This window comes from Roseburia sp. AM59-24XD (assembly GCF_003478445.1).
Classification (GTDB): domain Bacteria; phylum Bacillota; class Clostridia; order Lachnospirales; family Lachnospiraceae; genus Jutongia.
Genome location: NZ_QUET01000008.1, coordinates 22,244 through 48,012 on the forward strand (window position 1 = coordinate 22,244; position 25,769 = coordinate 48,012).

The 25,769-nt window shown below is 45.0% G+C and carries 21 protein-coding genes and 3 pseudogenes; 8 read left to right on the forward strand and 16 right to left on the reverse strand.

The genetic code is table 11. The annotated features are described in order from the left end of the window. Positions 1-40 precede the first annotated feature (40 nt). Together DXA20_RS05090 and DXA20_RS05095 are read right to left on the reverse strand one after the other, a co-directional pair. Positions 41-796, reverse strand: a complete 756-nt coding sequence (locus tag DXA20_RS05090; RefSeq protein WP_118559536.1) for a GTP pyrophosphokinase — start codon at positions 794-796, stop codon at positions 41-43. 103 nt (positions 797-899) lie between these two features. After that, the gene (locus DXA20_RS05095) at positions 900-1,916 is read right to left on the reverse strand and encodes a glycosyltransferase family 2 protein (RefSeq protein ID WP_118559537.1); all 1,017 of its coding nucleotides are present in this window, start codon (positions 1,914-1,916) and stop codon (positions 900-902) included. A gap of 314 nt (positions 1,917-2,230) precedes the next feature. On the opposite strand from DXA20_RS05095, the pseudogene deoC reads away from it, so the two are divergent. From deoC to DXA20_RS05110, 3 genes and pseudogenes are all read left to right on the forward strand, one after another. Beyond that, positions 2,231-2,880 (forward strand): annotated as a pseudogene (gene deoC / locus DXA20_RS05100) (deoxyribose-phosphate aldolase). Between the two features lie 26 nt (positions 2,881-2,906). After that, on the forward strand, positions 2,907-3,308 hold the full coding sequence (cdd, locus tag DXA20_RS05105) for a cytidine deaminase (protein ID WP_330420650.1): 402 nt from the start codon (positions 2,907-2,909) through the stop codon (positions 3,306-3,308). A 32-nt stretch (positions 3,309-3,340) separates the two neighbouring features. Continuing rightward, positions 3,341-4,612: a thymidine phosphorylase gene (locus tag DXA20_RS05110; protein ID WP_330420651.1), complete on the forward strand. Its 1,272-nt coding sequence runs from the start codon at positions 3,341-3,343 to the stop codon at positions 4,610-4,612. Positions 4,613-4,759: 147 nt separating this feature from the next. Here the strand turns inward: DXA20_RS05110 and DXA20_RS05115 are convergent, their stop codons facing one another. The 5 genes from DXA20_RS05115 to DXA20_RS05140 form a co-directional block, all read right to left on the reverse strand. Continuing rightward, positions 4,760-6,232 (reverse strand): leucine-rich repeat domain-containing protein, encoded by a 1,473-nt coding sequence (locus DXA20_RS05115; RefSeq protein ID WP_118559539.1) that lies wholly within the window; start codon positions 6,230-6,232, stop codon positions 4,760-4,762. A gap of 15 nt (positions 6,233-6,247) precedes the next feature. Continuing rightward, on the reverse strand, positions 6,248-7,219 hold the full coding sequence (locus tag DXA20_RS05120; protein ID WP_147403696.1) for a hypothetical protein: 972 nt from the start codon (positions 7,217-7,219) through the stop codon (positions 6,248-6,250). A gap of 153 nt (positions 7,220-7,372) precedes the next feature. After that, complete coding sequence (locus DXA20_RS05130) at positions 7,373-8,566, reverse strand: phosphopentomutase (RefSeq protein WP_118559609.1); 1,194 nt, start codon at positions 8,564-8,566, stop codon at positions 7,373-7,375. A 54-nt stretch (positions 8,567-8,620) separates the two neighbouring features. Continuing rightward, positions 8,621-9,301, reverse strand: a complete 681-nt coding sequence (locus tag DXA20_RS05135) for a hypothetical protein (protein ID WP_147403697.1) — start codon at positions 9,299-9,301, stop codon at positions 8,621-8,623. A gap of 168 nt (positions 9,302-9,469) precedes the next feature. Next, positions 9,470-11,053, reverse strand: a complete 1,584-nt coding sequence (locus DXA20_RS05140; protein ID WP_147403698.1) for a hypothetical protein — start codon at positions 11,051-11,053, stop codon at positions 9,470-9,472. Positions 11,054-11,303: 250 nt separating this feature from the next. Between DXA20_RS05140 and DXA20_RS05145 the strand changes: the two genes are divergently transcribed. Continuing rightward, positions 11,304-11,672, forward strand: a complete 369-nt coding sequence (locus tag DXA20_RS05145) for a hypothetical protein (protein ID WP_118559544.1) — start codon at positions 11,304-11,306, stop codon at positions 11,670-11,672. On the opposite strand, the gene rsmI is transcribed toward DXA20_RS05145, so the two are convergent. The 6 genes and pseudogenes from rsmI to tmk all read right to left on the reverse strand — a co-directional run bounded on the left by rsmI (position 11,651) and on the right by tmk (position 16,917). Continuing rightward, positions 11,651-12,493: a 16S rRNA (cytidine(1402)-2'-O)-methyltransferase gene (rsmI, locus tag DXA20_RS05150; protein WP_118559545.1), complete on the reverse strand. Its 843-nt coding sequence runs from the start codon at positions 12,491-12,493 to the stop codon at positions 11,651-11,653. The two genes, DXA20_RS05145 and rsmI, sit on opposite strands and share 22 nt — an antisense overlap. A gap of 75 nt (positions 12,494-12,568) precedes the next feature. Further along, on the reverse strand, positions 12,569-13,306 hold the full coding sequence (locus tag DXA20_RS05155; protein ID WP_118559546.1) for a tRNA1(Val) (adenine(37)-N6)-methyltransferase: 738 nt from the start codon (positions 13,304-13,306) through the stop codon (positions 12,569-12,571). A gap of 548 nt (positions 13,307-13,854) precedes the next feature. Continuing rightward, a pseudogene (locus tag DXA20_RS18595) lies at positions 13,855-14,766 on the reverse strand (PSP1 domain-containing protein); the annotation flags it as partial. 34 nt (positions 14,767-14,800) lie between these two features. Further along, positions 14,801-15,785: pseudogene (holB, locus tag DXA20_RS05165) on the reverse strand (DNA polymerase III subunit delta'). A 19-nt stretch (positions 15,786-15,804) separates the two neighbouring features. Beyond that, positions 15,805-16,245, reverse strand: coding sequence for a YaaR family protein (locus DXA20_RS05170; RefSeq protein ID WP_022305616.1), 441 nt, complete (start codon positions 16,243-16,245; stop codon positions 15,805-15,807). A 42-nt stretch (positions 16,246-16,287) separates the two neighbouring features. Then, on the reverse strand, positions 16,288-16,917 hold the full coding sequence (gene tmk, locus DXA20_RS05175; RefSeq protein ID WP_118559548.1) for a dTMP kinase: 630 nt from the start codon (positions 16,915-16,917) through the stop codon (positions 16,288-16,290). Positions 16,918-17,177: 260 nt separating this feature from the next. Between tmk and DXA20_RS05180 the strand changes: the two genes are divergently transcribed. After that, entirely contained in the window at positions 17,178-18,074 is an 897-nt protein-coding gene (locus DXA20_RS05180) for an HD-GYP domain-containing protein (protein WP_118559549.1), read from the forward strand. 97 nt (positions 18,075-18,171) lie between these two features. Here DXA20_RS05180 and DXA20_RS05185 read toward each other — a convergent pair whose 3' ends face one another. From DXA20_RS05185 to DXA20_RS05195, 3 genes are all read right to left on the reverse strand, one after another. Next, complete coding sequence (locus DXA20_RS05185) at positions 18,172-19,473, reverse strand: UDP-N-acetylglucosamine 1-carboxyvinyltransferase (RefSeq protein WP_022305613.1); 1,302 nt, start codon at positions 19,471-19,473, stop codon at positions 18,172-18,174. 107 nt (positions 19,474-19,580) lie between these two features. Beyond that, positions 19,581-21,440 (reverse strand): ATP-dependent nuclease, encoded by a 1,860-nt coding sequence (locus tag DXA20_RS05190; protein WP_118559550.1) that lies wholly within the window; start codon positions 21,438-21,440, stop codon positions 19,581-19,583. A 3-nt stretch (positions 21,441-21,443) separates the two neighbouring features. Then, entirely contained in the window at positions 21,444-22,088 is a 645-nt protein-coding gene (locus DXA20_RS05195; protein WP_022305611.1) for a flavin reductase family protein, read from the reverse strand. 226 nt (positions 22,089-22,314) lie between these two features. Here DXA20_RS05195 and DXA20_RS05200 point away from each other — a divergent pair, with 226 nt between their 5' ends. From DXA20_RS05200 to DXA20_RS05210, 3 genes are all read left to right on the forward strand, one after another. Continuing rightward, a complete protein-coding gene (locus DXA20_RS05200; protein ID WP_022305610.1) occupies positions 22,315-22,659 on the forward strand; it encodes an Ig-like domain-containing protein in 345 nt (114 codons plus the stop codon). 10 nt (positions 22,660-22,669) lie between these two features. Further along, positions 22,670-24,490, forward strand: a complete 1,821-nt coding sequence (locus DXA20_RS05205) for a sensor histidine kinase (protein WP_118559551.1) — start codon at positions 22,670-22,672, stop codon at positions 24,488-24,490. 194 nt (positions 24,491-24,684) lie between these two features. Further along, positions 24,685-25,560, forward strand: a complete 876-nt coding sequence (locus DXA20_RS05210) for a hypothetical protein (protein WP_118559552.1) — start codon at positions 24,685-24,687, stop codon at positions 25,558-25,560. Positions 25,561-25,769 lie beyond the last annotated feature (209 nt).

Consider the following 25,769-nt stretch of genomic DNA (forward strand, 5'->3'; position numbering starts at 1 on the left):
CAATCCTGCATATTTGCAGGATTGAAAGTGTTTCTTGTTATTAATCCTCAGCGATAGAACCATAATAAGACTTTAGGGCGTCCAGGCTGTTGGCAGAGGATCCCGTGTTATCAGCAGAAACAACGGGGAGAGGGGTGTCGCTGCTCATGGCAACGCCGCCGTTGAAATCCTCGTGGTAGTGCTTGACACTTTCGTTGATCGAAAGCATTTTCTCATCCAAAAAGGAGATGATATTGGCACATTCTTTTAATTCATCCTTAATACCGGCAGGAGCTTTTCCTTCAAATTTATAATAAATCTTATGCTCCAGGCTTGCCCAGAAATCCATTGCGATCGTACGAATCTGAATCTCAACCTTTGTGTCGATAACATCATTTGTCAGGAAAATCGGGATGGATACGATCATATGATAACTCATGTATCCGTTTGGCTTTGGATTTGCGATATAATCCTTTACACGGAGAACCGTAACGTCATCCTGATTGGAAATCGAAGAAGCAATCCGGTAAATATCAGACGTAAAAGAACAGATAATGCGGACACCGGCTACGTCATTCACATATTTGACGATGTTCTCCACAGTCAGTTCAAGACCTTTCTTGCGGATTTTGCGGGCAATGCTCTCCGGCGATTTGATGCGGGAGGTAATATGCTCAATCGGGTTATATTGGTGTGCCTGTTTGAACTCGTTGTTTAATATCTCAAGCTTTGTGTTGATCTCTCGAAGAACAGAGTCGTACAGGAGCAGTGCACGATTCCATTCGTCTTCTTCGTTATAATATAATGGTAATTGCATAAAATCACTCCAATTGTGAATTTACACGAATTTTCCTGTGTAAATTGTGAATTAATATCTTTTGAAACAACATACGACGTACAAATAATCTGGTATGCTGTTTCTAGTTAAATCCGTAGATCCGGTTGAAAATATGGTATCCGTGGATGATAATCTTCTGACCGGACTTGTGTTTCATCTGCATGACTTTGCCGAGACGTCTGCGATTGATAATATTATAAAGAATAATATTTTTATTATGCAGATAATTCCAGAGATCGTCACGCTTCTGGAGACTTTCCGGTGATCCCTCATTGACCAGAAGTGCAGAGCTGACAATCAGCATCATCGCAAGATATTTGATCATATATTTGCGTAGTTTAAAATCCTTAATGTTCATCAGATCATAGGCGTCGATCATAAGCTTGTTGACCTTAATCTGCTGGTCGATACGCTTTGTCATAATGGCTTCATTGACAGACTGATCATCACGACCGATATAGTAACGGTACAGATCCACGTCCAGATAGTACATTTTCTTAACATATGGAAGCGGATTGTATGCATAAAGGTTATCCACATAAAATGTGTGTTCCGGCAGTCTTAAACCACAATCTCTGAGCAGCTTTGTGCGGTAAATGATCGAATGCATTAAAAGGTTCTGGCTGACTCTGAAATGTCTGAAATCCTTCCAGCTGATCACCTTATCCTTAGGAATAGCAATGTTGTAGGACATTACCTTATGCTTGTGAACACTTGGCTTCTCATAAACGTAATTGGAAATGACCATGTCAAGTCCGATGCCGTCTGTGATCATCTCGCGGAGAAGCTGTAAAACGCGCTGCAGACTATAGGCGTCAAGCCAGTCGTCACTGTCAAGCACCTTAAAGTAAACACCCTCGGCATTATCAATGCCGGTATTAACTGCAGAGCCGTGTCCTCCGTTTTCTTTGTGAATCGCGCGGACAATAGAGGGATATTTTTCCTCATATTGCTTGGCAATCTGTAATGTATTATCGGATGAACCATCATCGACAATAATAATCTCAATATCATCTCCGCCAATCAGAGCGGAGTTGATCGCATGTTCCATATATTCCTGTGAATTGTAGCAGGGAATTGTAATTGTTAATAATTTCATAAAAATCCTTTCGTGGTTACATGACAATAAGTCATCTGCCCGGTCTTATCGCGTGGATATGTTACCTGTCATGCTTCCTTTACCTTGCATTATTATATACCGATTATTATAGTATAACCGATTCTCATTCTATTATAATATGAAAATGTGACAGTGAAAAGTGTTAAATCTTAAGATTTTATAATTATTATGGAAAGATTAAATTATTTTTCTTGCAACACATATGCACATTGTATAAACTGGAAATAGAGGAAAATGTGAATTTGAAATTTGTTTAAAAAGATATTTGTGAATAAAAGAAATGGGGGTTGATTATGGACAGAAATCAAATTATGGAGAAGGTAGATCATACACTTCTGGCGCAGACAGCAACATGGGAGGAGATTGAGCGAATCTGCAGTCAGGCAATCAAATACAATACGGCTTCCGTATGCATTCCACCGTCTTATGTGAAAAGAGCTGCCGACTATCTGAACGGGAAAATAAAAGTGTGCACGGTGATTGGATTTCCAAATGGTTATAATACGACAAAGGTGAAAATTGCTGAAACAGAGGATGCTCTTCAGAACGGTGCGGACGAGATTGATATGGTGATCAATCTCGGTGATGTGAAAAATAGTCAATTTCATAAGGTGAAGGATGAGATTAAAGCCTTGAACAAATTTGCGGGGATCATGTATTAAAGGTCATTATCGAAACCTGTCTGCTGACGCGGGAAGAAAAAATTAAAATGTGTCAGGTTGTATCAGAAAGTGGTGCTGATTTTATTAAAACATCTACCGGATTTTCTACAGCGGGAGCAACCTTTGAGGATATCAGGCTTTTCAAGGAGAATGTGGCACCTCATGTGAAGATTAAAGCAGCGGGAGGAATCAGTTCCTTTGACGATGCTGAAAAGTTTGTCGAATTGGGAGCGGACCGGCTCGGAACAAGCCGTCTGGTCAAAATACTGGAGCAGGGATAAGAATATGAAAGGCATGGTGATTGATTATGGAAGAATTGATCGCAAAAGCAATTGATGCGAGAGAAAAGGCATATACACCATATTCGCATTTTAAAGTGGGGGTCTGTCTGAAAGCGAAAAACGGTGAAACATTTCAGGGGTGTAATATTGAAAATTCCAGTTATCCGGCGACAAATTGTGCGGAAAGAACGGCAATTTTTAAAGCAGTCTCGGAAGGGATAACAGATTTTTCATGCATTGTGATCGTTGGAGGACGGGAGAATGAAAAACCGGATTTCTGCCCGCCCTGCGGTATCTGCCGGCAGGTAATGGCTGAGTTTTGTGATCCGGAGACATTTCAGATCATACTGGCAAAATCAGAGAAGGAATACAAAATGTATCTGTTGAAGGAATTGCTGCCACTGAGCTTTGTCGGAGATTTGTTGTAAAATGTTGTTATCAGGAAGGATAGAAATGGGGAATGGCAATGAGAATGTATGATATTATTGACAAAAAGAAAAAAGGATCTGAACTTACTCCGAAAGAGATCACATATATGGTAGAAGGCTATGTGGCAGGAGAAATACCGGATTATCAGGTGTCTGCGTTTTTGATGGCAGTGTATTATGAAGGTATGTCGGAAAAGGAACTGTCCGTTTTTACGGACAGTATGGCAAAGTCCGGTGATATGGTTGATCTGTCCCAAATTAAGGACATTAAGGTAGACAAACACAGTACCGGCGGCGTCGGTGATAAGACAACGCTGGCAGTCGCACCGTTAGTTGCAGCATGTGGAGGAAGAGTTGCCAAAATGAGCGGACGCGGTCTTGGCTTCACCGGGGGAACGATTGATAAACTGGAATCTATCCCTGGTATGCAGACAGCAATTTCAGAGGAACGTTTCTTTGAAATTGTCAATGATATCGGGCTGAGCGTGATCGGTCAGTCTGCAGAAATTGCGCCGGCGGATAAAAAGCTTTATGCACTTCGTGATGTTACAGCGACTGTTGACAGTATTCCGCTGATTGCTGCTTCGATCATGAGTAAGAAGCTTGCCTCCGGCAGCGACAAGATTGTGCTGGATGTCACAGTCGGAAGCGGTGCTTTTATGAAAAATATTGACGATGCAATCTGTCTTGCACAGCGAATGGTGGAAATCGGCGAGAATGCAGGAAGGCAGACCGTTGCTATTCTTACTAATATGGATGTGCCTTTGGGCGAAGCTGTTGGAAATGACATCGAGGTGGTCGAGGCAATTGAAACCCTGCAGGGAAAAGGTCCGGAGGATTTTCGGCAAATCTGCGTGGAGTTTGCCGCATATATGCTGTATCTGGGTGAGATTGCCGATCTGGAGACGAGCCGTAAAATGGTTGAGGATGCCATTGATTACGGCAAGGGAATTGATAAGCTTGCCGCAATGGTAAAGGAACAGGGGGGCGATGAAAGTTATATTTATCATCCGGAGAAGTTTGAGAAAGCACCTTATCAGAAAGATTTCGTGATGAAAAAGTCCGCCTATATTAAGTCCATGGACACTGAAAAGTGCGGAAAAACATCAGTAGTTCTGGGTGCCGGACGTGAGACAAAGGAGAGCCGGATCGATTCGAAAGCCGGACTTCGTTTTTATCACAAGACCGGAGAATATGTAAAGCAGGGAGAGGTGCTTGCCCGCCTTTATGCTTCAGATGAAGAAAAGCTGAAGCAGGCTGTGCAGTATCTAAAACAGCGTATGAATACAGTGATACACCGGTAGAGCCAATGAAAGAGATTATTGCTTATGTCACAAAGGATGGTGTTTATAAGCAATAATGTGTGCAAAGGAAAAAGCGGAACTTTTTCGACTCTTTTGCCGAAATGTTGCAAATTTGTGATAATATTTCAATTTAAGATATTAGAGAATTTAATAAATAATGTTACAGGCAGGCAGCTTTTTACAAAGCTGTCTGTACTGTTTTTTGGACACACTTGTATTGGATATATTTAAAATCTGGAGATGATCCAGATCATATAAAGGTTCTGTCTGCGACAAATGGCGGTTGCCGGAAAGGTCCAGATAATCCAAGCTTGTCAGATTTGACAAGGCGGAAATATCACGGATATCATTGCAGGAAAGAACTGCTGTTGTGAGGGATGTACATGCGTTGATTCCGTTGATATCGGTAATTCGGTTTTCGTTGACATAGAGTTCCTGAAGATGGGGAAGCTCTGTGATATTATCGAGGGTGGAAAAGTGATTATTCCCGGCATACAGGCAGATGACATCGGCGGCATTGTCAATATTCTTCACAGCAGTTGAGAAGGAGTATAAATTATGATTCTGAATGTCAACTTCAACAGCTGCCGGAGACGAAGGCACGCTGGTAAAACGCTGTGCGGCGGAGATATGGTTTGTTGGTGCGGATGCGGAATACATATGATTATAGCGATGGATAACAACAATGAAGCATATGATGGACACCATCAGAAGAATACCAACTGCATAGTTTGCAATGTTGTGTCCGTTTTTTGGGATAGGTAATGTTTTGGTGTGAAAGAGTGGATGATTCTTGCGATGTAGAAGAAGAGATTCGTTTGATGGAATCTCATGTGAAGACAGCGTTGCAAAAACGTGCTTTAATTCATCCAGAGATGTGTAACGGTCTGACGGAGAGTCGCTTGTGCCCTTGGTGAGTATATTCTGTATTTCTTCGAAACAGAAATATTTTTGAAGTTTACAGAGTGCGAGGAGCAAGCTGCAGATCGAATACTGCATAGAGGTTTCAAACTGCTCTTGTCTGGTATCCTGTTTCCGGGAACGGATGGAAAAGGAACCGGGGGTGAATGTATCAGTAGACGAAGCAGCGGTTGACGATGAACGGGAGAATTTAATATCTATATACTCAGGGGCAATAAAAGGAGGTGTACCAAAAATTGGACTCTTCTCAAGCGGAAGATCTCCAAGACAGAAGCTTCCTTTGGCATTACGGTAAATGTTATTAGGGCTGATATCAGCTTCATAAATCCCATTGCGGGAGAGAATCTGAACGGCTTCGATCAGATTGATCCCAAGACAGAGGATGTCGTGAAAGGACATGCCGGAATGATAAAGGACATCCTTTAATGTCTCAACTGCCGGAAAGAAGATGTATTCTGTGTGCCGGATAGAAAGACGTGTTTTGGGCGTGATAAAGTATCTGTCCGTTAAATTGGACACTGCTTCAAACTTTCTTTTTGAAAAACATCTGGAGGAATAGACCTTCATAATGTAGTCGAGACGTGAGTTTATATTCTGGACACGGCAGACCGTGTAATCCTTGCTGAAATAAATAATGTCGGTAACATGCCATGTGTTTGACAATTCTTTTGGAAATAGAAAAGTTTCGTTTTTATTCATAAGAATTTACTCCTTTTATTCAGTTATTTTGATCGTACAGGAACAGGAAATTGTCCGGTTTTCTTTTGTACGGCAAGTGACGATTACCATGCCGGTACGGTTTGCTGTCAGTGTGATGTCAGAGCTGTTTTTCCGGCTTTTGACAGAGCTTTTTTTCAGAAAACCACTGGATGAGAATTCCCAGTTTAGGTGATAATTCTGTGATGTCACTGCGGTGGCGTGAAGAGAAAAAGCTTCGCCTTTTCTGACGTGCAAAAATGTGCTTGAAAGAGTTATTTTTGAAGTATTATCGGCAAAAGCGTTCGTGTTTTTTCTGCCGGCTTGAACCGAATTATTTGGGTTTCTGCCAGAAGAAGCCGTTTTCCTGCCGGGAGTGGCTGTTCTTCTGCCGGAAGACGGTGCATTTTTACGTTGTGTCTGTGGCTTTGCAATACCGGATGGCTTTGCAGTGCCAAGTGGTTTTGGTTTTTGAGGTGATCGTTTGTGCTTGATAATGGGTGACGGGGACGGCGCAGTCTTTGTATAAGAGTATGTGATTGTGTAACGCAGGGAATGCTTCTGATCGTTAAAAAGCCCCAGCAGATAGCGCCGGTATGCAGTGGTATCGTAGTGGATGGTTAGAAGATGTTCCTCAGGATCATAGGTATAATCGGAGGGAGGATACAAAAGTCCTTTTTGGTCGTATAGCTGAAATGAGAGGGAGATCCTCTGTGAAGAGCGGATCTTTATCGTCATTTCTCCCCTTGATGCAGGCGCAAAAAGGCAATAGTAATGAAAACCTTCCGGAGCAGCCTTTGTTTGAAAAGATGTACCGCTTCGAAGGGTTTTGGCATGTTTAATGTCGGTATGTCCGGCAGATGCTGCCATGACCTGAATGGGTTCATTCTCAGAATAAGAATGCGTAAGATCAAACGGTATGTTATATGGAAACAGACCGCATATCATAATGATGCAAATAGAATACAGGAAGAAAAGATGTTTTTTCATAAAAATTCCTTTCTTCACCTCAAAACCAAATTCATTGTAGCGAATTTTTTTGGAAAATGCTAGAGGTAATAGGTCACAAAAATTGCAGTAAAAAAGAGACAGATTTTACGAGAATCTGTCTCTCTGAAAAAAATATTTTTGGTAATATTGACGTTATTTGATGATATTTTTTAGGAAAGATGTCCCGTCTAACTGCTGTGGAACACCAAGATAATCACAGATGGTTGTGCCGATATCTGCAAAGGTCGGTCTTGTACCGAGGTTGGTACCTGCAAGGATCGGATCGCCTGCGATCACAAGAGGAGTGTACTCTCTGGAGTGATCAGTGGATGGAGTGCTTGGGTCGCATCCGTGGTCTGCTGTGATCATCAGGACATCCTGAGGTCTGAGCTTTGCCATGATTTCCGGAAGACGCTTGTCAAAGTAGGAGAGAGCAGCGGCGTATCCCGGAACATCGTTGCGGTGTCCGTACTTCATATCAAAATCGACCAGATTGACAAAACAGAGTCCGTGGAAATCCTGATCCATGTAAGTCAAAGTTTTGTTAATACCGTCCTCGTTGTCCTCGGTACGTGTCATCTGTGTGACTCCTTTTCCTGCGAAAATATCGTTGATCTTGCCGACGGCGAGAACGTCCTGACCGGCGTTTTTGATATCATCGAGCATCGTGTCTCTCGGTGGAGTAAGGGAGAAATCATGACGGCGGCTGGTGCGGGTGAAATGACCCGGTGTCCCAATAAACGGACGGGCGATCACACGCCCGACTGCGCATGAACCCTGACAGAGACGGCGCGCAATTTCACAGATGTGATACAGCTCTTTAATAGGAATTACATCCTCATGTGCTGCAATCTGCAATACACTGTCTGCGGAGGTATACACGATAAGACTGCCGGTCTCCATATGTTCTTTACCGTATTCTTCGATCACGACCGTACCGGAATAAGGCTTGTTGCAGATGACCTTTCTGCCGGTTTCTTTCTCGAGGGCATCGATCAGCTCCTGCGGAAATCCGTCAGGGAAAGTAGGCATTGCTTTTGGCGAAATAATGCCGGCAATCTCCCAGTGACCGATGGTTGTATCCTTGCCGCGGGATGCTTCCTGCATACGCATGACAGCACCGGCAGGCGTAATCTTTTTCTGCGCCCAGGCATGTCGTTTGTCGACACGGTTTCCCTCAATCTCAAAGAAACCAAGCTTCTGCATATGAGGCATATAGAAATGCTCATCGGTTGATGCTGCATAAACGGTGTGGCTGCCAACATCGCCGAAGTCGGCGGCATCGGGTGCTTCGCCAACGCCAACGCTGTCCAGTACGATCAGAAATACACGTTTTTCATTTTTCATATTGATCACCATACCTTTCTAAAAGACTGAAAAAATCACATAATTAAACAGTCGTTAAATATAACTGATAAATACATATCCTGCATTCTCAAAGAAACGTTCTGCTCCATTTGGTGACATTTTCGTGGTGGCTCCGGTGGACGGATCAAACCAGCTCACAGAGCTTGAGGTGTAAGCGTTGATCAGCACTGCCTGTGAAGAATTCTTCATGGCGATCACCGGTTTACCGCTGCTTACAAAATATAAAATCTCATCGACAGTACAGCCGGTCAGATTTACCGGGGTACTGATATATTTCTTAAGAATATCCATGGTGGATGCACCCTTGAGTGCGGAGGCATCTTCCGTGACCTGCGCAGACTGCAGGAGCATATGCATGCACGCCTTCATGCTGGAAACATTGCCGGATACCGTTGTCTTATCCATGAGAGAAACGGTGTTACTTAGGAACTTGCCGCCGCGCTCCCAGACAATGTGATTGTGGTTATCCATAACAACACCCATCTGTTCATCCGCCTGACGGATCGCATTGCCCGCATCGGAAGAGGAGCCGGTGATCCCGCCATAAGCATAAATATAATACTTATCGGAAGCGTTTTTGCTTGGGTTGTTGATATAAAATGTTGTATTCTCCGTAACCATCACATACTTGGTGTAGGTAATCTTTGGCTTGCCCTTCATCAGGAAGCCTGCCGGCAGAGTAATATATTTCTCGGTCAGCATTTTGTCTGTCACACGCGAGGTGAGATCAAAGGATTTCGCTGTGTTATCCTGCTGATGCTGTATACTGTCGTCAGCAATCTTTTTAAACTTCTGTCCGATTTTACGGACACGCTTTAACTGAATAATATCTTTATCAACATTTGTTTTAATGATATAGACGTTTTTTTGTCTGATATTCTTTTAAAATTTCACCTTGCTGTCGGCGATCACAAGCTTATAAACCGGAGAAATGCGTTCGCCGTCCTCGGAATTATACATATCTGAATTGCGTACATAGCCGTAAACAACACTGGAATCAATCGCACCGAGAACACGAATGCTTTCGCTTTTGCGGGCGGTAACAGTCCGGCGCTGCTCTGTTTCCAGATCAAGGATCGTGATGCGCGTTGCCGGCTTCTGTGAGGTTGCATTGGACCAGACGAAGCATTTTGCCTTTTCCAGCATAGCGAAATTCCCGCTGGATGCGTTTTTTGTCAGAACCGTATACTGTCTGGAAGTGATATTATAAGCGTATACTCTGTCATATAAAGAGAAGTAAAATACATTCTTGCGGTTTACATAACAGAAATCGCCAAAGTCTTCCTTGAGCTGCTGATAGCTTGTTTCAAGAGGAAGATAAATACGCTCGTTGATCTGATTCTTCTTTACATCATAGCTGTAAAGAATGATGCCGACACGTCCCTCATAATCACCACAGTTCATATAGCCGTAAACGACAAAGTCAATATTGCCGTCATTGTCGATGTTGATAATGCGGATGTTGTGCTGATCGTAATAGTCTCTGATATAATCAGTCGAATCCTGCACAAAGGAGAAAACCTGATTCAGCTTCTCGGAATGAAGATCATAGTACCAGAGATTGCCGTTGCGGACAAATGCCATTTTGCTGTTATCCTCGCTGGAGGAAATACCGAGATCCTCCTCGTTGGAAATACCGATCTTAAACTCACTCTGTGAGGTTGAGGTCAGCTCCGGATCAAAGACAGCTTCCATCGTGCGCTGGAAATACAGCAGATAAATGCGGCCGGTTGTGTAGCGGACTCGGTAAAACTCCTTCACCTGATACGTTTCTGTTCCGGTGTCTGTCTTTGCTTTTACATAATAAACCTGTTCCACAGCAGCTGTCTCAATGTTTAACTCCTTGATCGTCGGTGTGCAGGCAGAAACAACCTTCGGCTTGAGATTATTCCAGGTGATCATTTTCTTGCTGGAATAAATATTTACATTTGCCAGAGTGGAATCGTTGCTTCCGTTGGTTTCGAGATAATTTTTGATCTCGAAGTTCTTTTCCATGTTAAAGGTTGCGTTATGAAACCGGCTGACAAAATCAAGCTTCTGCTTGAGGAAACAGTCAGCCTCGTAATATTTGACGCGGGTATAAAAATGGATCTGTTTGCTGTAATTGGTTGTCAGCGTGATCTCCAGTCCGTATTCGGTGCTGGCGTTCATCGCAGCATCCAGTTTTAAACGGGCGGTTTTCTGATCCTTACTCTCATCAAATGCCGATAATGTACCGCTTCCGATGCTTTTGTCATTGGCGATATCCCTCAGATCATAATCCAGCCGCTTGATCTTCAATGTGCTTTCGGAAATGATCACATCGAAGGTCTTGTCAGCACCGATCGGTGTGACAGACTCTCGGATATTGCCGCTGTCGAGCTCACTGCTGTAGCCGTGAAGCGTATTGATCGTGTAACCGCTTACGGAAAGGTTGACAAGCGGAAACGCAGAGTCCTGCAGACTGGTTGCCGTCGCTGTACCCACATTTATGCTGGGTATATGTTGTCCAAATATAAAAATGGACACGCAAAATAAAATAAAAAGTCCGAATCCTTTATAAAAATATTTCAAAATTAGCCTCCTGATATACAAAAACATTCCTGTCATTAGTATAGATTGTTCCTGAAAAAAAGGCAAGGACAGTCACTAAAATTTAAGAAATGTCATAGTATGATAAAGAGGTTTCTTATGCGGAGCAGCAAGCAGTCTGTGTCTGCAGAAAGGTTTGGTGAATATGGAGAAAAAGGGAGCAGTTTATCCGAAGGGAAATGCGATGGTATTTCCGTTAGAGCTGGCACAGGTGCCGGAGGAAGAGAAGATGAAGGATTTAAAATATCTGTATCCGTTAGAGGTGTCTGAATTAAGTGAAATGGTGATGAATGTCTGTGATCAGATGGAATATGAGGGAAGTCCGATGTACGACCGGTATCCGGATAAAGTTACGATGGGGCGCATGGCGGCAGGAATCTGCGGTCATTACTGCTGTCAGAAGGATCGTGTTGACCGGAAATGGCTGCGGCCGATGGTAGAGATCATGCTCTGTAATGAAATGAACTGCCGCAGGGAAAAACGTTGTCGTCATTATCGGTCTAAAAGCTGTTGATAAATATCACGTTTGGAAACACCGCGGTCGGCTGCGACCTTTTTCATGGCTTCCTTTTTGGAAAGATTCTGGTCTAAATAAAGCTGCATATGATCTTCCAGATCCATTTCCTTCCAGCTGTCCTGCTTCTGTTGATCCAGTGTCTGCCGGGAGATTCCCTCGAGAACAAGAACATATTCTCCTTTTGGAGATGTGTCCGAATAATAGGACAGTGCTTCGGAGAGGGTCATAAGCCGGACGGTTTCATGCAGCTTGGTCAGCTCACGGCAGAGTGTAATGCGTCTGTCGCCGAGTGTCCGGTAAAGCTGCTCTAAGGTTGCAAGAAGGTGGTGCGGTGCTTCATAAAGGATCACGGTTCTTGTCTCTGTTTTGAGAGATTCCAGGATCGCTGCCCGCTCCTTTTTGTCCGGGGGAAGAAATGCTTCAAAGGCAAAACGACGGGTGGAAAGACCGGACAGGGTAAGTGCCGTAACGCAGGCGCAGGCACCCGGAAGAGAGGTCACAGGAATGCCGGCGGCATATGCCTGACGAACGATCTCCTCTCCGGGATCAGAGATTCCGGGAGTTCCTGCATCTGTGACGAGGGCAATATTCGTCCCCTCAGATAGCTTTGAGACAAGATAGGCAGCCTTGTCCACTTTATTGTACTCATGATAGCTTGTCATAGGAGTTTTGATCTCAAAATGATTGAGAAGCTTGATCGTATTGCGGGTGTCCTCTGCGGCGATCAGATCGACCTCCTTTAAGGTTCTGAGAACACGGAAGGTGATGTCTTCCAGATTGCCGATGGGAGTGGCACATAAATATAAAGTTCCTGTCATGGTTTTCTCCGTTTCCTGTATCGGAAATAGGAGAGCAGAAATGTCTCATAGAGAGGCTTTCTGTTCCTATCCGGTTTAAGTATTATAGATATCGAGAATTTCCTGCGTGTATACGCCGGGTGTATCATATATTACAAGCGGGGCTTCGATCCTGACCATGGAATTACCGCCGCGGACGGCATCGATCAGAATCATATTGGGTTCCTTGTCTGCAAATGGATGAACGAACCGTATCCGCTTTGGTTCCAGCCTATATTTCGTCAGACAGCTGATGATCTCGATCAGCCGGAATGGCCGGTGTACCATCAGAAAATGTCCGCCGGGCTTTAATACCCGGGAGGCTTCCCGGATCACATCGTCAAGGGTACAGAGTATCTCATGGCGGGCAATCGCTTTGGGTAATTCGGGATTCTTCAATCCATGGTTGTTATTCATATAAGGGGGATTTGTAATGACATAATCACAGGAAGCCTTTCCGAGAAGGGAAGAGGCTTCCTTAATATCCCCGTTAATAATATTGATCTTGTCGGTTAGTCCGTTATATTGGACACTGCGTCGCGCCATGTCTGCACTTTCGGCTTGGATTTCGAGTGCATCAATATGCGCGGCTTCTGTTTTGGCGGTCAGCAGGATTGGGATGATCCCGGTACCTGTACCAAAGTCAGCAACTTTGCTGCCCGGTGCACAGTGTGCAAAGGAAGACAGCAAAACAGCATCCATACCGAAACAGAATTTATCGGGATTCTGAATAATATAATAATCATTGATCTGAAGATCGTCCAGGCGTTCTCCCGGTCTTAATTCTGCTTTCATGGTGTGCTTTGTCCTTTATTGTTGTTCTGACGGCGATGGTTGTTACGTCTGTTATCGTGGTCGCCTCTCTTACTGCGCTCCTCACGGAAACGCTCAGGGCGTCCCTTGTCACGGCGTCCGTCGGTCTGACGCTCATAGCCGCCGCGGAAGCTCTGATCCTGCTTCTCGGTATCGGTCAGATGGATTGCCTGATTCTCATAACCGCCGCGTCCTCTTGCAGGGCGTTTGTCACGGTTATTACTCCGAGGTTCACGGTCTCTGCGGTTATTGTCACGTCGCTGCTCGCGATCCTGTCCGCCACGATTATTGTCGCGTCTCTGGTCACGGTCCTGTCCGCCACTGTTATTGTTACGTCCCTGATCACGATTCTGTCCGTCGCGATCATTGTCGCGCCGCTGGTCACGATCCTGTCTGCCACGATTATTGTCGCGTCTCTGGTCACGGTCCTGTCCGCTACGATTATTATCGCGTTTTGGTCCGCGTCCACGACGGTTGTTGTCGCGTCTGTTGCCACGCTTCTCGTTTTCTTCCTCCTGACGATCCTCGATGTCCTGCTTCTCCATGATCTCAAGCTGCTCCAGTCCCTGCTCATCAACCATTTCGTTTAAGGATGCCTCCAGTTCAGAACCTTCGCTGCTGATCTGGTGATCCTTAAAGCTAAGATCGGTAACCGGGTATTCGCGGATCTCACGTTCGCCGTTCTTCTTGGTGATCACCACCTTGACAAGCTGCTTTAATACGCTTGTGCTCTGCACCTCGCCAACGTAACCGTCAATCGTCTTAACCTGCGATTTGACGGCAGGTAAGTTGCTGTTTAATTCCTCATAGGCTTCCTGCTCATTTTTGAGACAGCACATCAGACGTCCGCAGACGCCGGAAATCTGTGTCGGGTTCAGGGAAAGTCCCTGCTCCTTTGCCATCTTAATAGATACCGGGGCGAACTCGGAGAGGAAGGTGTGGCAGCAGAGCGGTCTTCCGCAGATAGCCATACCACCTAAAAGTTTCGTTTCGTCACGGACACCGATCTGACGCAGTTCAATACGTGTTCGGAAAACAGAAGCGAGATCCTTTACAAGCTCACGGAAATCGATTCGTCCGTCTGCGGTAAAATAAAACAGAAGCTTGTTTCGGTCAAAGGTATATTCAGAATCGATCAATTTCATTTTCAGATCATGCTTTTTGATCTTTTCGAGACAGATCCGGTAAGCCTCTTTTTCTTTTTGCTCGTTTTCGATATTGGTTTTTTCGTCCTCCGGCGTTGCGGTACGTGTCAGCGGCTTTAACGGGGAAACAACTCTGTCATCGGTTACTTCCTTCGGTCCGAGTACAACCGTGCCGTATTCGATGCCGCGCGCAGTCTCAACGATAACATGGTCGCCCTTTTTTATTTCGTAGCCGGTGGGATCAAAATAATATACCTTACTTGATTTACGGAATCTGACTCCGATAATTAATATCATAATATTTGTTGTCCTTTCTATTGGCGGATTATGCCTATTCTTTCATGGTAAGTGCCATCAGTTCCATGGTGACGTCAAAGTTGACGTTGGCACCAAGACGGACCTTTGCCTTGTCGATTGCCTGAAGGATATTTTCAATGCTTTCATAGGTGCGCATGCTTGCCTGGTGGGAGATGTTGTGGAACTGGTCGCGGTAGAGCAGGAGATTTGCATCCTTTGTAACCTTGAACATCAGTACATCGCGGTACCACAACAGCATCAGGTCGAGATAATCATCGATCATGCCCTTTTTCTGGGAGAATATACGGATCGAATCAACAATCTCAGAAACATCCATGTGCTCGACATTTTTTAATAAATGAAGGGTATCCTCCTTCATTTCCTGAAAATCAGTGGAGTTTGCAAAGCGGATCGCCTTGCCCATATTGCCCTGACAGAAGCCTGCGGCAATATCAGCCTGTTCCTGCTCCATGGAGAGGTGGCTGACAAGATAACCGGCAATTTCCTCTTTGGAGATCGGTTTTGTATTGATCGTCACACATCTGGACTGGATCGTCGGCAGAAGTGCGTTGAGATTATCTGTGAGAAGGAGAATGACAGCGTATGACGGTGGCTCCTCAATGGTCTTTAAGAGCGCATTCTGCGCCTGCTCAGTCATTTTATTGGCATCCGGTATGATATAGATCTTATGCTCACTGCTGTATGGCTTGATCTGGATATCGTTGTTGAGCTGCTCACGGATGTCATCAACGCTGATGCTCGCTTTCTCATGGGTGATATAGCGGATGTCAGGATGATTGCCGGACTCTGCCTGGTGACAGGACTTGCAGCTGTCGCAGGAGTCTGCATTGGGATGCTTCTCACACTGCAGTGCTTGCAAAGGCGTCAGCGAGCATGCGTCTGCCGGAGCCGGTCTCGCCATTGATGATATATGCATGGGAAATGTTCCCTGTCTCAATGGCTGTCTGGAAGTGTTCCTTTGCCTGCTTCTGTCCAATGATATCTTTAAAATTTGCCATAAATGCCTCCTATGATAGATCAGGTAAACAGATCGAGGATCATTCCCTGAATTTCACCGATTTTATTGAGTATTGCCAGATGGTCCTTCTCCTCGCGCATGAGCTCCTCGGCGAGATCGTCCAGTGCGGCATCGATCAGCTTTACCATGCCGTACACTCTGTGCCGTCCTTTCTTATCGAGAAAGTTCTCGCGGCTGAAGGAATGGGAGTGTGTAACGATCTCATTCATAAATTCTTTGATCATTTTGCGGTACAGCTTCATGTCGCGGATGTCCATCTTGCGGCTGAGCTTGTTGCCCTGCTGGGTGATATCCTCCATCATCACAGCCAGACTGGCGCGCAGCTCCTGTTCTTCAATGCTGCTGAGCAGGGTAAAACGAAAGGAACCATCAGACTCAGTGACAGGTGCTTTTGGTTCAAGCTGTGTCGGCTGCTGCAGCTGGTTTACACGCAGATTCATGATTCCTCCTCCTTTTTCTTTGCTCAGATAATGCGGTCTGATTTATACAAAATAGTGACAGACCTTTGCCCAGATGTCATCGGCAATCTCTTTCTCAGGACGATTGCCGTCTATGATAATGATATTTTCTACATCCTCCATGCGGTGGATGAGGTCAAGATAACGTTCCCGGACATCTGTGAGACGATCCAGTGTCTCGTAGATGTCTGTCTGGTGACGTCCCTTTGAAACACGATCCATGGCTGTTTCCGGGGCAACATCAATGAAGATGTGGCAATCCGGACGAACAATCTCATTTGCCATTTCGTTGCATTTCATGATCCATTCGAGAGGAACGGATACGCTCTGGTATGCATAATTGGAAAATACATAACGGTCAGAAATAACGGCGATGCCGTCCTCCAGCAGTTTGCGGATACCGTTGACCGGATTGTTCAGATGATCCAGACGGTCTGCCGCAAAAAGAGCTGTTAATGTTGTCTCTTCTCCCTTGATACGACCGGAGAGAAACTGGCGCAGCAGTGTGCCGATCGGACCATTGCTTGGCTCCATCGTGGTCATGCAGTTGATGGAATGTTCCTCAATGTGATCCTTCAGAAGGGAGATCTGTGTGGATTTCCCACTGCCGTCAATGCCTTCAAATACAATAAAACAGCCATTTTTAGAAACCATAATGTACCTATCCTTTCTAAACTCCAATGTCAATACATCAAAACGGTTTATTGATGTCACGGGGCATCACAGTGCCGACTGTTCTGCCTGTTACATCATAAATTATCTCACACTATATAATACGCTTTTTTCGGAACTTTTGCAACAAAGACCATGACTTGATATTTTGGTGCAATCATAATAGAATAATATAGGGAATAAAAGGTATTTTATTTCATATTGAGGGAATGAAATGACACAGATACGAAGGAGACGGGAAGATGGAATGGAAATTTTTGGCAGAGAACAAGGCGGGACCTGCGAGAAAGTCAAAGGACTACCGTCTGTTCAGTGAACGGGTGATCCAATCCGCACAGCTATTGGAGAAATCACTGTCCGAATATATCGTCAGGGAGGACGAGGATCTGAACACCAATAAGCTTTTGAAGGAGACAAGGGAGATCATTGCGCTCAGTGATGATCCGACGCATACGTTCCGGATTCTTCGGAGAGTGCGCCGGTATGATGATCTCACATACATACACAGCCTGAATGTGGCGATATTGTGCCATGAGTTTGCCAAGTGGATGCACATGACGGAGGAGGAACAGGATATTCTGACGCTGGCGGGGCTTCTGCATGATGTCGGGAAGATGGGGGTGCCGGGCAAGATCATTAAGAAGGCAGGCTCACTCACGGAGGAGGAATACTCCGTGATCCGGCAGCATCCGCAGAAGGGATATGATTTCTTAAAGAAGCATCCGTTGGATGAGCGGATCATGAATGCGGCGCTGATGCATCATGAGAGATGTGACGGCTCTGGTTATCCGAATGGCTTGAAGGCAGATGAGATCGATGATTTTGCAAAGATTGTCGGGATCGCTGATTGTTATGATGCGCTGACCTCTGCGAGAGTGTACAGAGAGCCTCATTGTCCGTTTGAGGTGTTCCGTATGCTGCAGGAGGAGCATGAGAAGTTTGATCCGAATTATATGGCAATATTCATGGAGGGTGTTGCAACGTTTTATATTGGCTGCGAGGTGGTTCTCTCGGATAATAAGCGCGCCCTGATCGTTGATACGAACCCGATGGATCAGAGTAATCCGATCGTGAAGATCAATGGTCTGATCGTGAATCTGGCGATGGTACAGGAGCTGGATGTGAAAGAAATCTGTTAAAGGCAAAATGTTGTTTTTTCCTTTTTACGAAATATAAATTTTATGCAAAAAAAAACGCTGAGGTTTTGTCTGCCTCAGCGTTTTAAGTTTCTGTGTTTCATCCGACCTTCATCTTAAACTTGAGCATCTCTCTCTCGTCATCAACAGGAATCTTTTCCATACAGGCACCGAGAGCTGTCATTTTCTTATCGAAATCCTCGTAACCGCGCTCGATAAAGTGAATGGAATCTACGGTTGTAAATCCATCGGCAACAAGACCTGCAACAACAAGAGCAGCGCCGGCGCGAAGATCAGGCGCGGTGATGGAAGCACCGGTCAGTCCGGTAACACCTTCAATGATCGCGACATTTCCTTCGACCTTGATGTTGGCGCCCATGCGGGCAAGCTCATCGACATATTTGAAACGATTCTCGAAAATACTCTCAGTAACGGTACTGGTACCATTGGAAAGAGCCAGCAACGTTGCAATCTGTGGCTGCATATCGGTTGGAAAGCCGGGATATGGCAGTGTCTTTACCTGTGTGTGACCCAGGCGGTCAGAAGCGGATACACGCACGGCATCATCGAATTCCTCAACCTTGGCACCGATCTCGATCAGCTTGACAGAGATCGCTTCCAGATGCTTTGGGATGACGTTGCGGATCAGGACATCGCCCTTGGTGGCAGCAGCGGCTACCATGAAAGTACCTGCCTCGATCTGATCAGGAATGATCGAATACTCACTGGCGTGAAGACGCTCAACGCCGTCAATACGGATCTTGTCAGTACCGGCACCCTTGATGTTGGCACCCATGCTGTTTAAGAAGTTGGCAACATCTACGATATGCGGTTCCTTGGCAGCATTCTCAATAACGGTACGACCCTGTGCCATGCAGGATGCAAGCATAATATTGATCGTCGCACCGACAGAAACAACATCCAGATAAATATGGTTACCGATCAGCGCATCGGAAAAGGTATTGATCATACCATACTCGATGTTGACCGTGGCCCCCAGTGCACGGAATCCCTTCAGATGCTGGTCGATCGGACGGCTTCCGATATCGCATCCGCCCGGAAGGGCTACCTGTGCCTTTTTATATTTGCCAAGAAGAGCTCCCAATAAATAATAAGAAGCCCGGATCTTACGGATGGAATCATAATCTATTGTAACATCGGAAATAGTGCTTCCGTTGATCTGAACCTCATGCGGTCCGATCCGGTTTACAGTAGCACCAATACTCTCTATCGCTGTAAGAAGGACGTTGATATCTCTTACGTTCGGCAGATTGTCGATCGTCACTGTCTCATCTGTCATGATGGCAGCAGCAAGAATTCCAAGAGCAGCGTTTTTGGCGCCGCCGATGACAACCTCGCCGTGAAGAGGATTTCCTCCCTTAATAATATACTGATTTTCCATTTTGCACCTCATCAAACACTTATTTTGCAAAACACATTTCACCACTCCTGTAGAATAGTGAAGACATACATACCATACATTATAACGAAATCGTTTATAATGTCAACCTATTTTCTTCTGTTTTCAAAATAAACAAAAGAGTCGATCGCGTCGAAAATATCCTGGAAGGTTTCACGCGGAGCAACGTCAATATATCTCTGCAAAATCTCCTGTTCTGCCTGCCCGTGATAACGTCCGTAAAAGATATCAAAAAGATTATGCCCGCGGACGTAAATTTTAATCAGCTCTATGTTGTCTTTGAGATCCTGTTTGCTTTTGATGCGGATGTTGTTGATGCGCTGCATCCGTTTCATGCTGTTTAATTTGAAAAGGTAATCCTTATATTTCTTATAAAGAATATTGTAAAAATCTTCCTCATTTTTAATGACACCGATCTTTGCCATGACGGAAGGCTCCAGGAAGTAATTTTCAAAGGAGTAATACTTTAAGATCAGGACATTTTTCGGTTCAACCTTCGGCAGGTTACCGGCGTCCTCCTTCGCCCTCTGACCATAGTAGCTGCAGAGCTGCTTCTTAAGGTATTTCGGATTCTTGCCGTCACTGTCGCGGATCATCAGAAACTGGTCCTTGAGGTACAGCTTATTGATGTACTTTAAGTTGGCATACGTCTTGATGTTCGTACAGCTGTTGACCGGAATGATCGTGATGCGCTTGAGCTTGCCGTCTTCGTCGTAGATCTCGGAGTAGTATTTCTGGAGGAGAAGCGGAAGCCGGTTGCTGTCCTGCTTGCCCTCGACGATGAAAACAAAGCTGACGTTCATCAGATCGTTGGCAGTGTAGCCGAGGTCATCGAGAATTTGATCGATGTCGGTCTCCGGGCGCACGGTTGTGTAATATTCTTCATCCAGAAGGACCTCCTTGATCTGTTTGGACGAGAAATTAAAGATCAAATTCGGCGAGTGCGTGGAGAAGACCACCTGATTCTTCTTGGACAGGCGGTACAAAATCTCGCTGGCAACCTTTTGAAGCTGCGGATGCAGATAAATCTCCGGATCCTCCATCAGGATGATGCAGGGCAGGGTCTGCGCCTCGTCAATATACGCTTCCAGAAGAGAAAGTACATAAATACTGCGGATACCTTCACTCATTGAACTCAGGGAGGAAACGTAATCGTTGCGCTCGCGATTGATCAGCTGTGTGTCGATATGCAGCAGATCATCCAGGTCGAAATTCAAGACGTAGCGGATCTGTTGGGAAGGATTACCGTTGCGGTGAAAATAGTAATTCACTTTGTCGGCAAATTCGTTCAGATTGGTACGGAAAAGCTTATACTGGAGCAGTCGTGTCGTCTCAAATAATGTCAGCTCCTCCGGCGTTTTCTTGTTGATGACACCGATACACTGGAAACAACGGTTACATTTCCGGGCGGGGTCAAAGGTACAGGTGTTATCCTTGAGCATCTCGAAGGATTTTTTGTCATAAAAACTAAAAACATCATTCTGTAACGTGTCCAGATTTCTGGTCTGGTCGATGTGATAGATCTTCGGAAAAATCTCCCGGATGTATGGGTTATTCTTCTGGAAGCCATCGTTGTAGCGAACCTTGTGTTCCGGATTGATATGAAACGTAAAGGTCACGGTGTTGTCCTGAAAGGAAGGAATCAGCGAGCGAAACTCCTCCAGCCACTTTTCGTAGTCGCGGTGCCTGCTGACCATACCACGGGTCTGATAGGATTGAAGATCCTCCTCGGTAAACTCGATCGACAGGGTAATGTCGATGCTCTTCTGCGGATCCAGAAATTCTTCGGTGCATACCGTGTGGTATCCGGTGGCGGCAAGAATGGCATCGATGACGTTTGTTTTACCGGTGTTGTTTTTGCCGACAAGAATCAGTGCGTTTTCCAGTTCGGTGATCTCCAGATCGCGAATGGACTTAAAATTCTGTATTCTGATATAGCTTATCTTCATACGTTACCCCTCATTTCCGCACGCCTTAGCTCCTTTTTTATTGTATGTTCCGGTGGGACGTTTGGTGCTTTTCCGTCCGTTACCTTTTCGGCGGCGGATGGAATATCCAAAATGACCGAGGGACTTGCCGAGACTGTAGTAGGTTCCGTGAGAATATGCCAGCAGACCGGCATCCTCCAGATGGAAGGTTCCTTTCTCATCCATATACTTCTCGGCAACGTGAACGGCAGTCACGTCAGCCACAAAAACATGATGGGAGCCAAGTTCAAGAACCTGGCGTACTTTGCATTCGATGTTGACAGGTGCTTCCGCAATCAGCGGACATTTCACGGTGTCAGCAGGAACCGGCGTCAGACGGCAGTCCGTCCATTTGTTGTGATCCCGTCCGGAACGAACGCCGCAGTAATCCGTCGCGTGAGCAAGCTCCTTCGTCGTCAGATTGATGACAAACTCGCCGGACTCGCGGATCAGCGGGTAAGAATGACGCTCCGGGCGAACAGCAATGTATGCCATCGGCGGATTGGTACAGAGTGTACCGGTCCATGCAACCGTTAATATATTTGATACGTGATCCATATCTCCGCAGCTTACCATGACGGCAGGAAGCGGATAGATCATATTTCCCGGTTTGAAATTTACTTTTTTCATGATAACAGGTCCTCATTCGCCGCCACTTGCGGCAGCTTCGATCATATTATTTTGCAATTGAATATCACTTTTAAGTATATCACACACCAAATATGACTTCAAAGAAAAACTGTGTTTTGCCGCAGGAAAATTTGCGAATGAGTCTATCCAAAAAAAAGAGAATGTGTTAAGATGATAAAAGAGATCAGAATACCTTATTATAAGGAAAGAAAGGCAGGAGAGTGTCATGGCTAAATATCTGGAATTTGAATCTATGACAGAGGGACTTGAGAGTAAAGTGCGTCAGGATCTGAAGTTTAAGACGGGCAATTTCGTCTGGAAGATCAAGTTCAATATTCCGTTAGATCCCAAGACCGTGAATAATGTCAATCTGTATGTGACCTCCATGAATCTCTCACCGCTGCGTACAGCGATCCGTTATAATTCCCTGGAAAATGAGATCGAGATCGAGCCGTTAGAACCGTACGCCCAGAATGAATCCTATATTCTTAACATCACAACGAAGGTGACATCACTGGGAGGGCAGCCGCTCAAGAAACCACTTCAGGTACAGTTCAAAATAGACGGATGACAGACAGCTTATGAATGAATTAAACTACAAGAAAAGATTTCACTTATTTAAAGATATGAAATTTCTCCACCGGATGATCTTAATCTATCTGATCGGTGGAATTATTCCGCTTCTCGTAATGAGTATCTATACCAATATGCAGACGCGCAAGATGATGATCAAGCTGACGGAGGAGACACAGGCAGAGGAGTTGTCCGTGCTCAGTTCCTCGATCCGTGAGTCTATGACCGTTTTAGATAATGTGGCACGTCTTCTGTGCAGTAATGATGAGATTTTAAAGCTTACCACCCGCAAATACAAAAATAAAACACAGTTTTACAGCGATTACCGCAAAGCCAATATGGTAATGGAGGATTATATCAATTTCTATGAACAGGATATTTCTTCGATCAATCTGTTTCTGGACAACCCGACCGTTGACACCTACGATCTGAACCGGATCAATAACCTTTCCTATTTTAAGCAATCTGTCCGGACGCAGACCTGGTACAAGGAGACGGTGGACTGTGTTGATGAAGGGTACTGGTATTTTGGTGAAACGTCCGGAGACAATGAAAAGGATCAGACGATGCAGATCAGCCGTGCGGTGCGGGATGACGATGACGATGTGGTTGGCATTGTTGTGATACAGATCCAGTACGATAAGGTTACACTGAATGAACAGAGGCAGGATACGGCGATTCTATACGATGATTATTACTGGATATCCGGCAACTGCAGTTCTCTGGACTATCCGTTTCTCAAGGAGGAAATTCAGAAGATCAATAAGAGCAGAGTGACAAAACAGATTTCCTATGGGGTTGAGGAATATCTGATCTCATACGAGCGTCTGCAGATGGATGGCTCGGATGATTATTATTCGGTGGTCAGTGTTCAGAATTATCAGGATATCATGGCGGAGGTCAACCAGATCAGTATGCAGGCATTTATTCCGGAGATTATCGGAATGATCGTCTCTGCGCTGTTGATCTTTGCATTTGCGGCTTCCTACAGTAATCGTATGTTCCAGCTCAGGGTTCAGATGCATCATGTAGCGCAGGGAGAATATGATGAGGTGGAGCGGATCGAGGGTAACGATGAGATTGGTGAGCTTTACACAGAGCTGGAGCAGATGATTCAGGATATCCGTCTGCTGATGAGTAATGTGGTGGACGAGCAGGTCCAGAAGGAGAAGCTTCACACAAAGCAGAAGGAAGTGGAGTTTAAGATGCTTGCCAGTCAGATCAATCCACATTTCTTATATAATACGCTGGAAACGATCCGTATGAAGGCAGTGGTGAATCATCAGCCGGAGATCGTTGAACTGGTCAAGATGCTGGCAAAGACCATGCGGTACAATATTCAGGTGACAGACCGTCTTGTGACATTAAAGGAGGAGCTTCAGATGGTGGAATATTATCTGAAGATACAGGAGTACCGGTTTGGAGACAGAATTACGTCTGAATTGACGATCGACTCTGATGTGGACATGAAGGCGAGGATCCTTCCGCTGACACTGCAGCCGTTTGTGGAGAATGCATTTGTGCATGGTCTGGAGGAAAAGGCATGTGATGCAAGACTGGTGATCCATGTATATAAGAAGAAAGACGATATTTTCATCGAGATCCGGGACAACGGAAAGGGAATGGACTACTATGAGCTTGGTCATCTGCGAAAGATCATGAAGGATGAGCAGGGAGATGACAATCACATCGGCGTGCGTAATGTAAATCAGCGTATCCGCCTGCTTTTTGGCGGTGAATACGGCGTTGAGGTCGACAGCGAGAAGAATGTAGGGACAAAAGTGGTCATTCATATTCCTTATCAGACCGAAATTGACCAAAATGTATAATTTATCGTGTAAAAATGTCGAATTATTATGGTTTTATTTCCGTATGTATTTGGTAAAATAGACAAGAACAATTAAATTGTACACCTATGCTATGGCAATGATGTACAAAAATGAGAATATGGGCAGCAGGATGAGTCTTCCGGCGGGAAGCACTGATTTATGACTGCACCGTTTATTTTGAGGAGGACGATACAATGAGAAAGTCATTAAGAAAGGTAGCAGCTACTCTCAGCGCTTTGACACTGGCTCTGGCTGTTACAGCAACAGCAGTACCTACTGATGTATCTGCAGCAACAAGTAAGGCCGGTAAGAAGGCAGCTAAGGCTGCATTTGACGCAGACGGCACTTATCATGCATACTTCGGAATACAGGAGACCGGTACATGGATCTTCCGTGATGAGTGGTATTCCGATACACTTGGTATCGATGGTAAGGACATGAAGAAAGCAAACCTGACATTCGATAACGGTACACTGTTCCAGTCTGGTACAGACGGTGTTACGGCAATCGAGGGTACACAGGTACAGGATGTTGAGATCAAGGGTAACGGTACATATACTGTTGGTGTTTCTAACCTGAACAACGCTCTTGATACAAAGGGTGATGCAGAGACTAAGATTTCTATGATCTATGTTGATACAGATATTCCTATGACTGCAAAGGATAACCCTGTAACAATCTCTGATGTGAAGCTGACATGCGATGGAAAGGAAATCTCTCTTCCATCTGAGCCATTCTTCCCATCTGAGTACACAGATGAGTCCGGACTTCTTCGTTTCGATGCTATGAACTCTTATCAGAAGGATAAGGGTGAGTACGCAGACAGCCCTGACATCACTGTAGTTCCTACAGATTCTATCCAGATCACATTTACCGTATCCGGCTTCAACTCAGACAATCCGGATGCAGTTGCACCTGCTGATGATGCTTCAAGTGCATCAAGTGATGCCAACACAACAAGCGATGCTTCTACAACATCTTCTAAGAAGTCTTCACCGGTTGTTCCGATCGTGATCGTAGTTGTAGTAGTAGCAGTTGTAGCAGTAGTCGTTGTTAAGAAGAAGAAATAATTCCTGCAACGGACATCTGCTGAATAAGTAGATATCATTGAAAGGAGATAGGCGACAACCTGTCTCCTTTTTTAAGGGCATAGGAAAATACTCGTAGCGTGTCGAATGAAAAGTCGTGTATTTTTTCTCTATTATTTATGGTATTCGATAGAGGAAAATGCATGTATAATAAAAATAGCGTAAACTCTATTTATCATCTTGAATGTCTG

Bases quoted from the DNA above. Each gene is read 5' to 3' on its own strand.
- tmk (WP_118559548.1), bottom strand. From the start codon at position 16,917: ATGGTTTCTAAAAATGGCTGTTTTATTGTATTTGAAGGCATTGACGGC.
- DXA20_RS05120 (WP_147403696.1), bottom strand. From the start codon at position 7,219: ATGAAAAAACATCTTTTCTTCCTGTATTCTATTTGCATCATTATGATA.
- DXA20_RS05185 (WP_022305613.1), bottom strand. From the start codon at position 19,473: ATGGAAAATCAGTATATTATTAAGGGAGGAAATCCTCTTCACGGCGAG.
- DXA20_RS05155 (WP_118559546.1), bottom strand. From the start codon at position 13,306: ATGAAAGCAGAATTAAGACCGGGAGAACGCCTGGACGATCTTCAGATC.
- DXA20_RS05115 (WP_118559539.1), bottom strand. From the start codon at position 6,232: ATGAATAAAAACGAAACTTTTCTATTTCCAAAAGAATTGTCAAACACA.
- DXA20_RS05205 (WP_118559551.1), top strand. From the start codon at position 22,670: ATGAATGAATTAAACTACAAGAAAAGATTTCACTTATTTAAAGATATG.
- rsmI (WP_118559545.1), bottom strand. From the start codon at position 12,493: ATGACAGGAACTTTATATTTATGTGCCACTCCCATCGGCAATCTGGAA.
- DXA20_RS05095 (WP_118559537.1), bottom strand. From the start codon at position 1,916: ATGAAATTATTAACAATTACAATTCCCTGCTACAATTCACAGGAATAT.
- DXA20_RS05145 (WP_118559544.1), top strand. From the start codon at position 11,304: ATGGAGAAAAAGGGAGCAGTTTATCCGAAGGGAAATGCGATGGTATTT.
- DXA20_RS05110 (WP_330420651.1), top strand. From the start codon at position 3,341: ATGGCAATGAGAATGTATGATATTATTGACAAAAAGAAAAAAGGATCT.
- DXA20_RS05170 (WP_022305616.1), bottom strand. From the start codon at position 16,245: ATGAATCTGCGTGTAAACCAGCTGCAGCAGCCGACACAGCTTGAACCA.
- DXA20_RS05130 (WP_118559609.1), bottom strand. From the start codon at position 8,566: ATGAAAAATGAAAAACGTGTATTTCTGATCGTACTGGACAGCGTTGGC.
- DXA20_RS05200 (WP_022305610.1), top strand. From the start codon at position 22,315: ATGGCTAAATATCTGGAATTTGAATCTATGACAGAGGGACTTGAGAGT.
- DXA20_RS05090 (WP_118559536.1), bottom strand. From the start codon at position 796: ATGCAATTACCATTATATTATAACGAAGAAGACGAATGGAATCGTGCA.
- DXA20_RS05190 (WP_118559550.1), bottom strand. From the start codon at position 21,440: ATGAAGATAAGCTATATCAGAATACAGAATTTTAAGTCCATTCGCGAT.
- DXA20_RS05195 (WP_022305611.1), bottom strand. From the start codon at position 22,088: ATGAAAAAAGTAAATTTCAAACCGGGAAATATGATCTATCCGCTTCCT.
- cdd (WP_330420650.1), top strand. From the start codon at position 2,907: ATGGAAGAATTGATCGCAAAAGCAATTGATGCGAGAGAAAAGGCATAT.
- DXA20_RS05210 (WP_118559552.1), top strand. From the start codon at position 24,685: ATGAGAAAGTCATTAAGAAAGGTAGCAGCTACTCTCAGCGCTTTGACA.
- DXA20_RS05180 (WP_118559549.1), top strand. From the start codon at position 17,178: ATGGAATGGAAATTTTTGGCAGAGAACAAGGCGGGACCTGCGAGAAAG.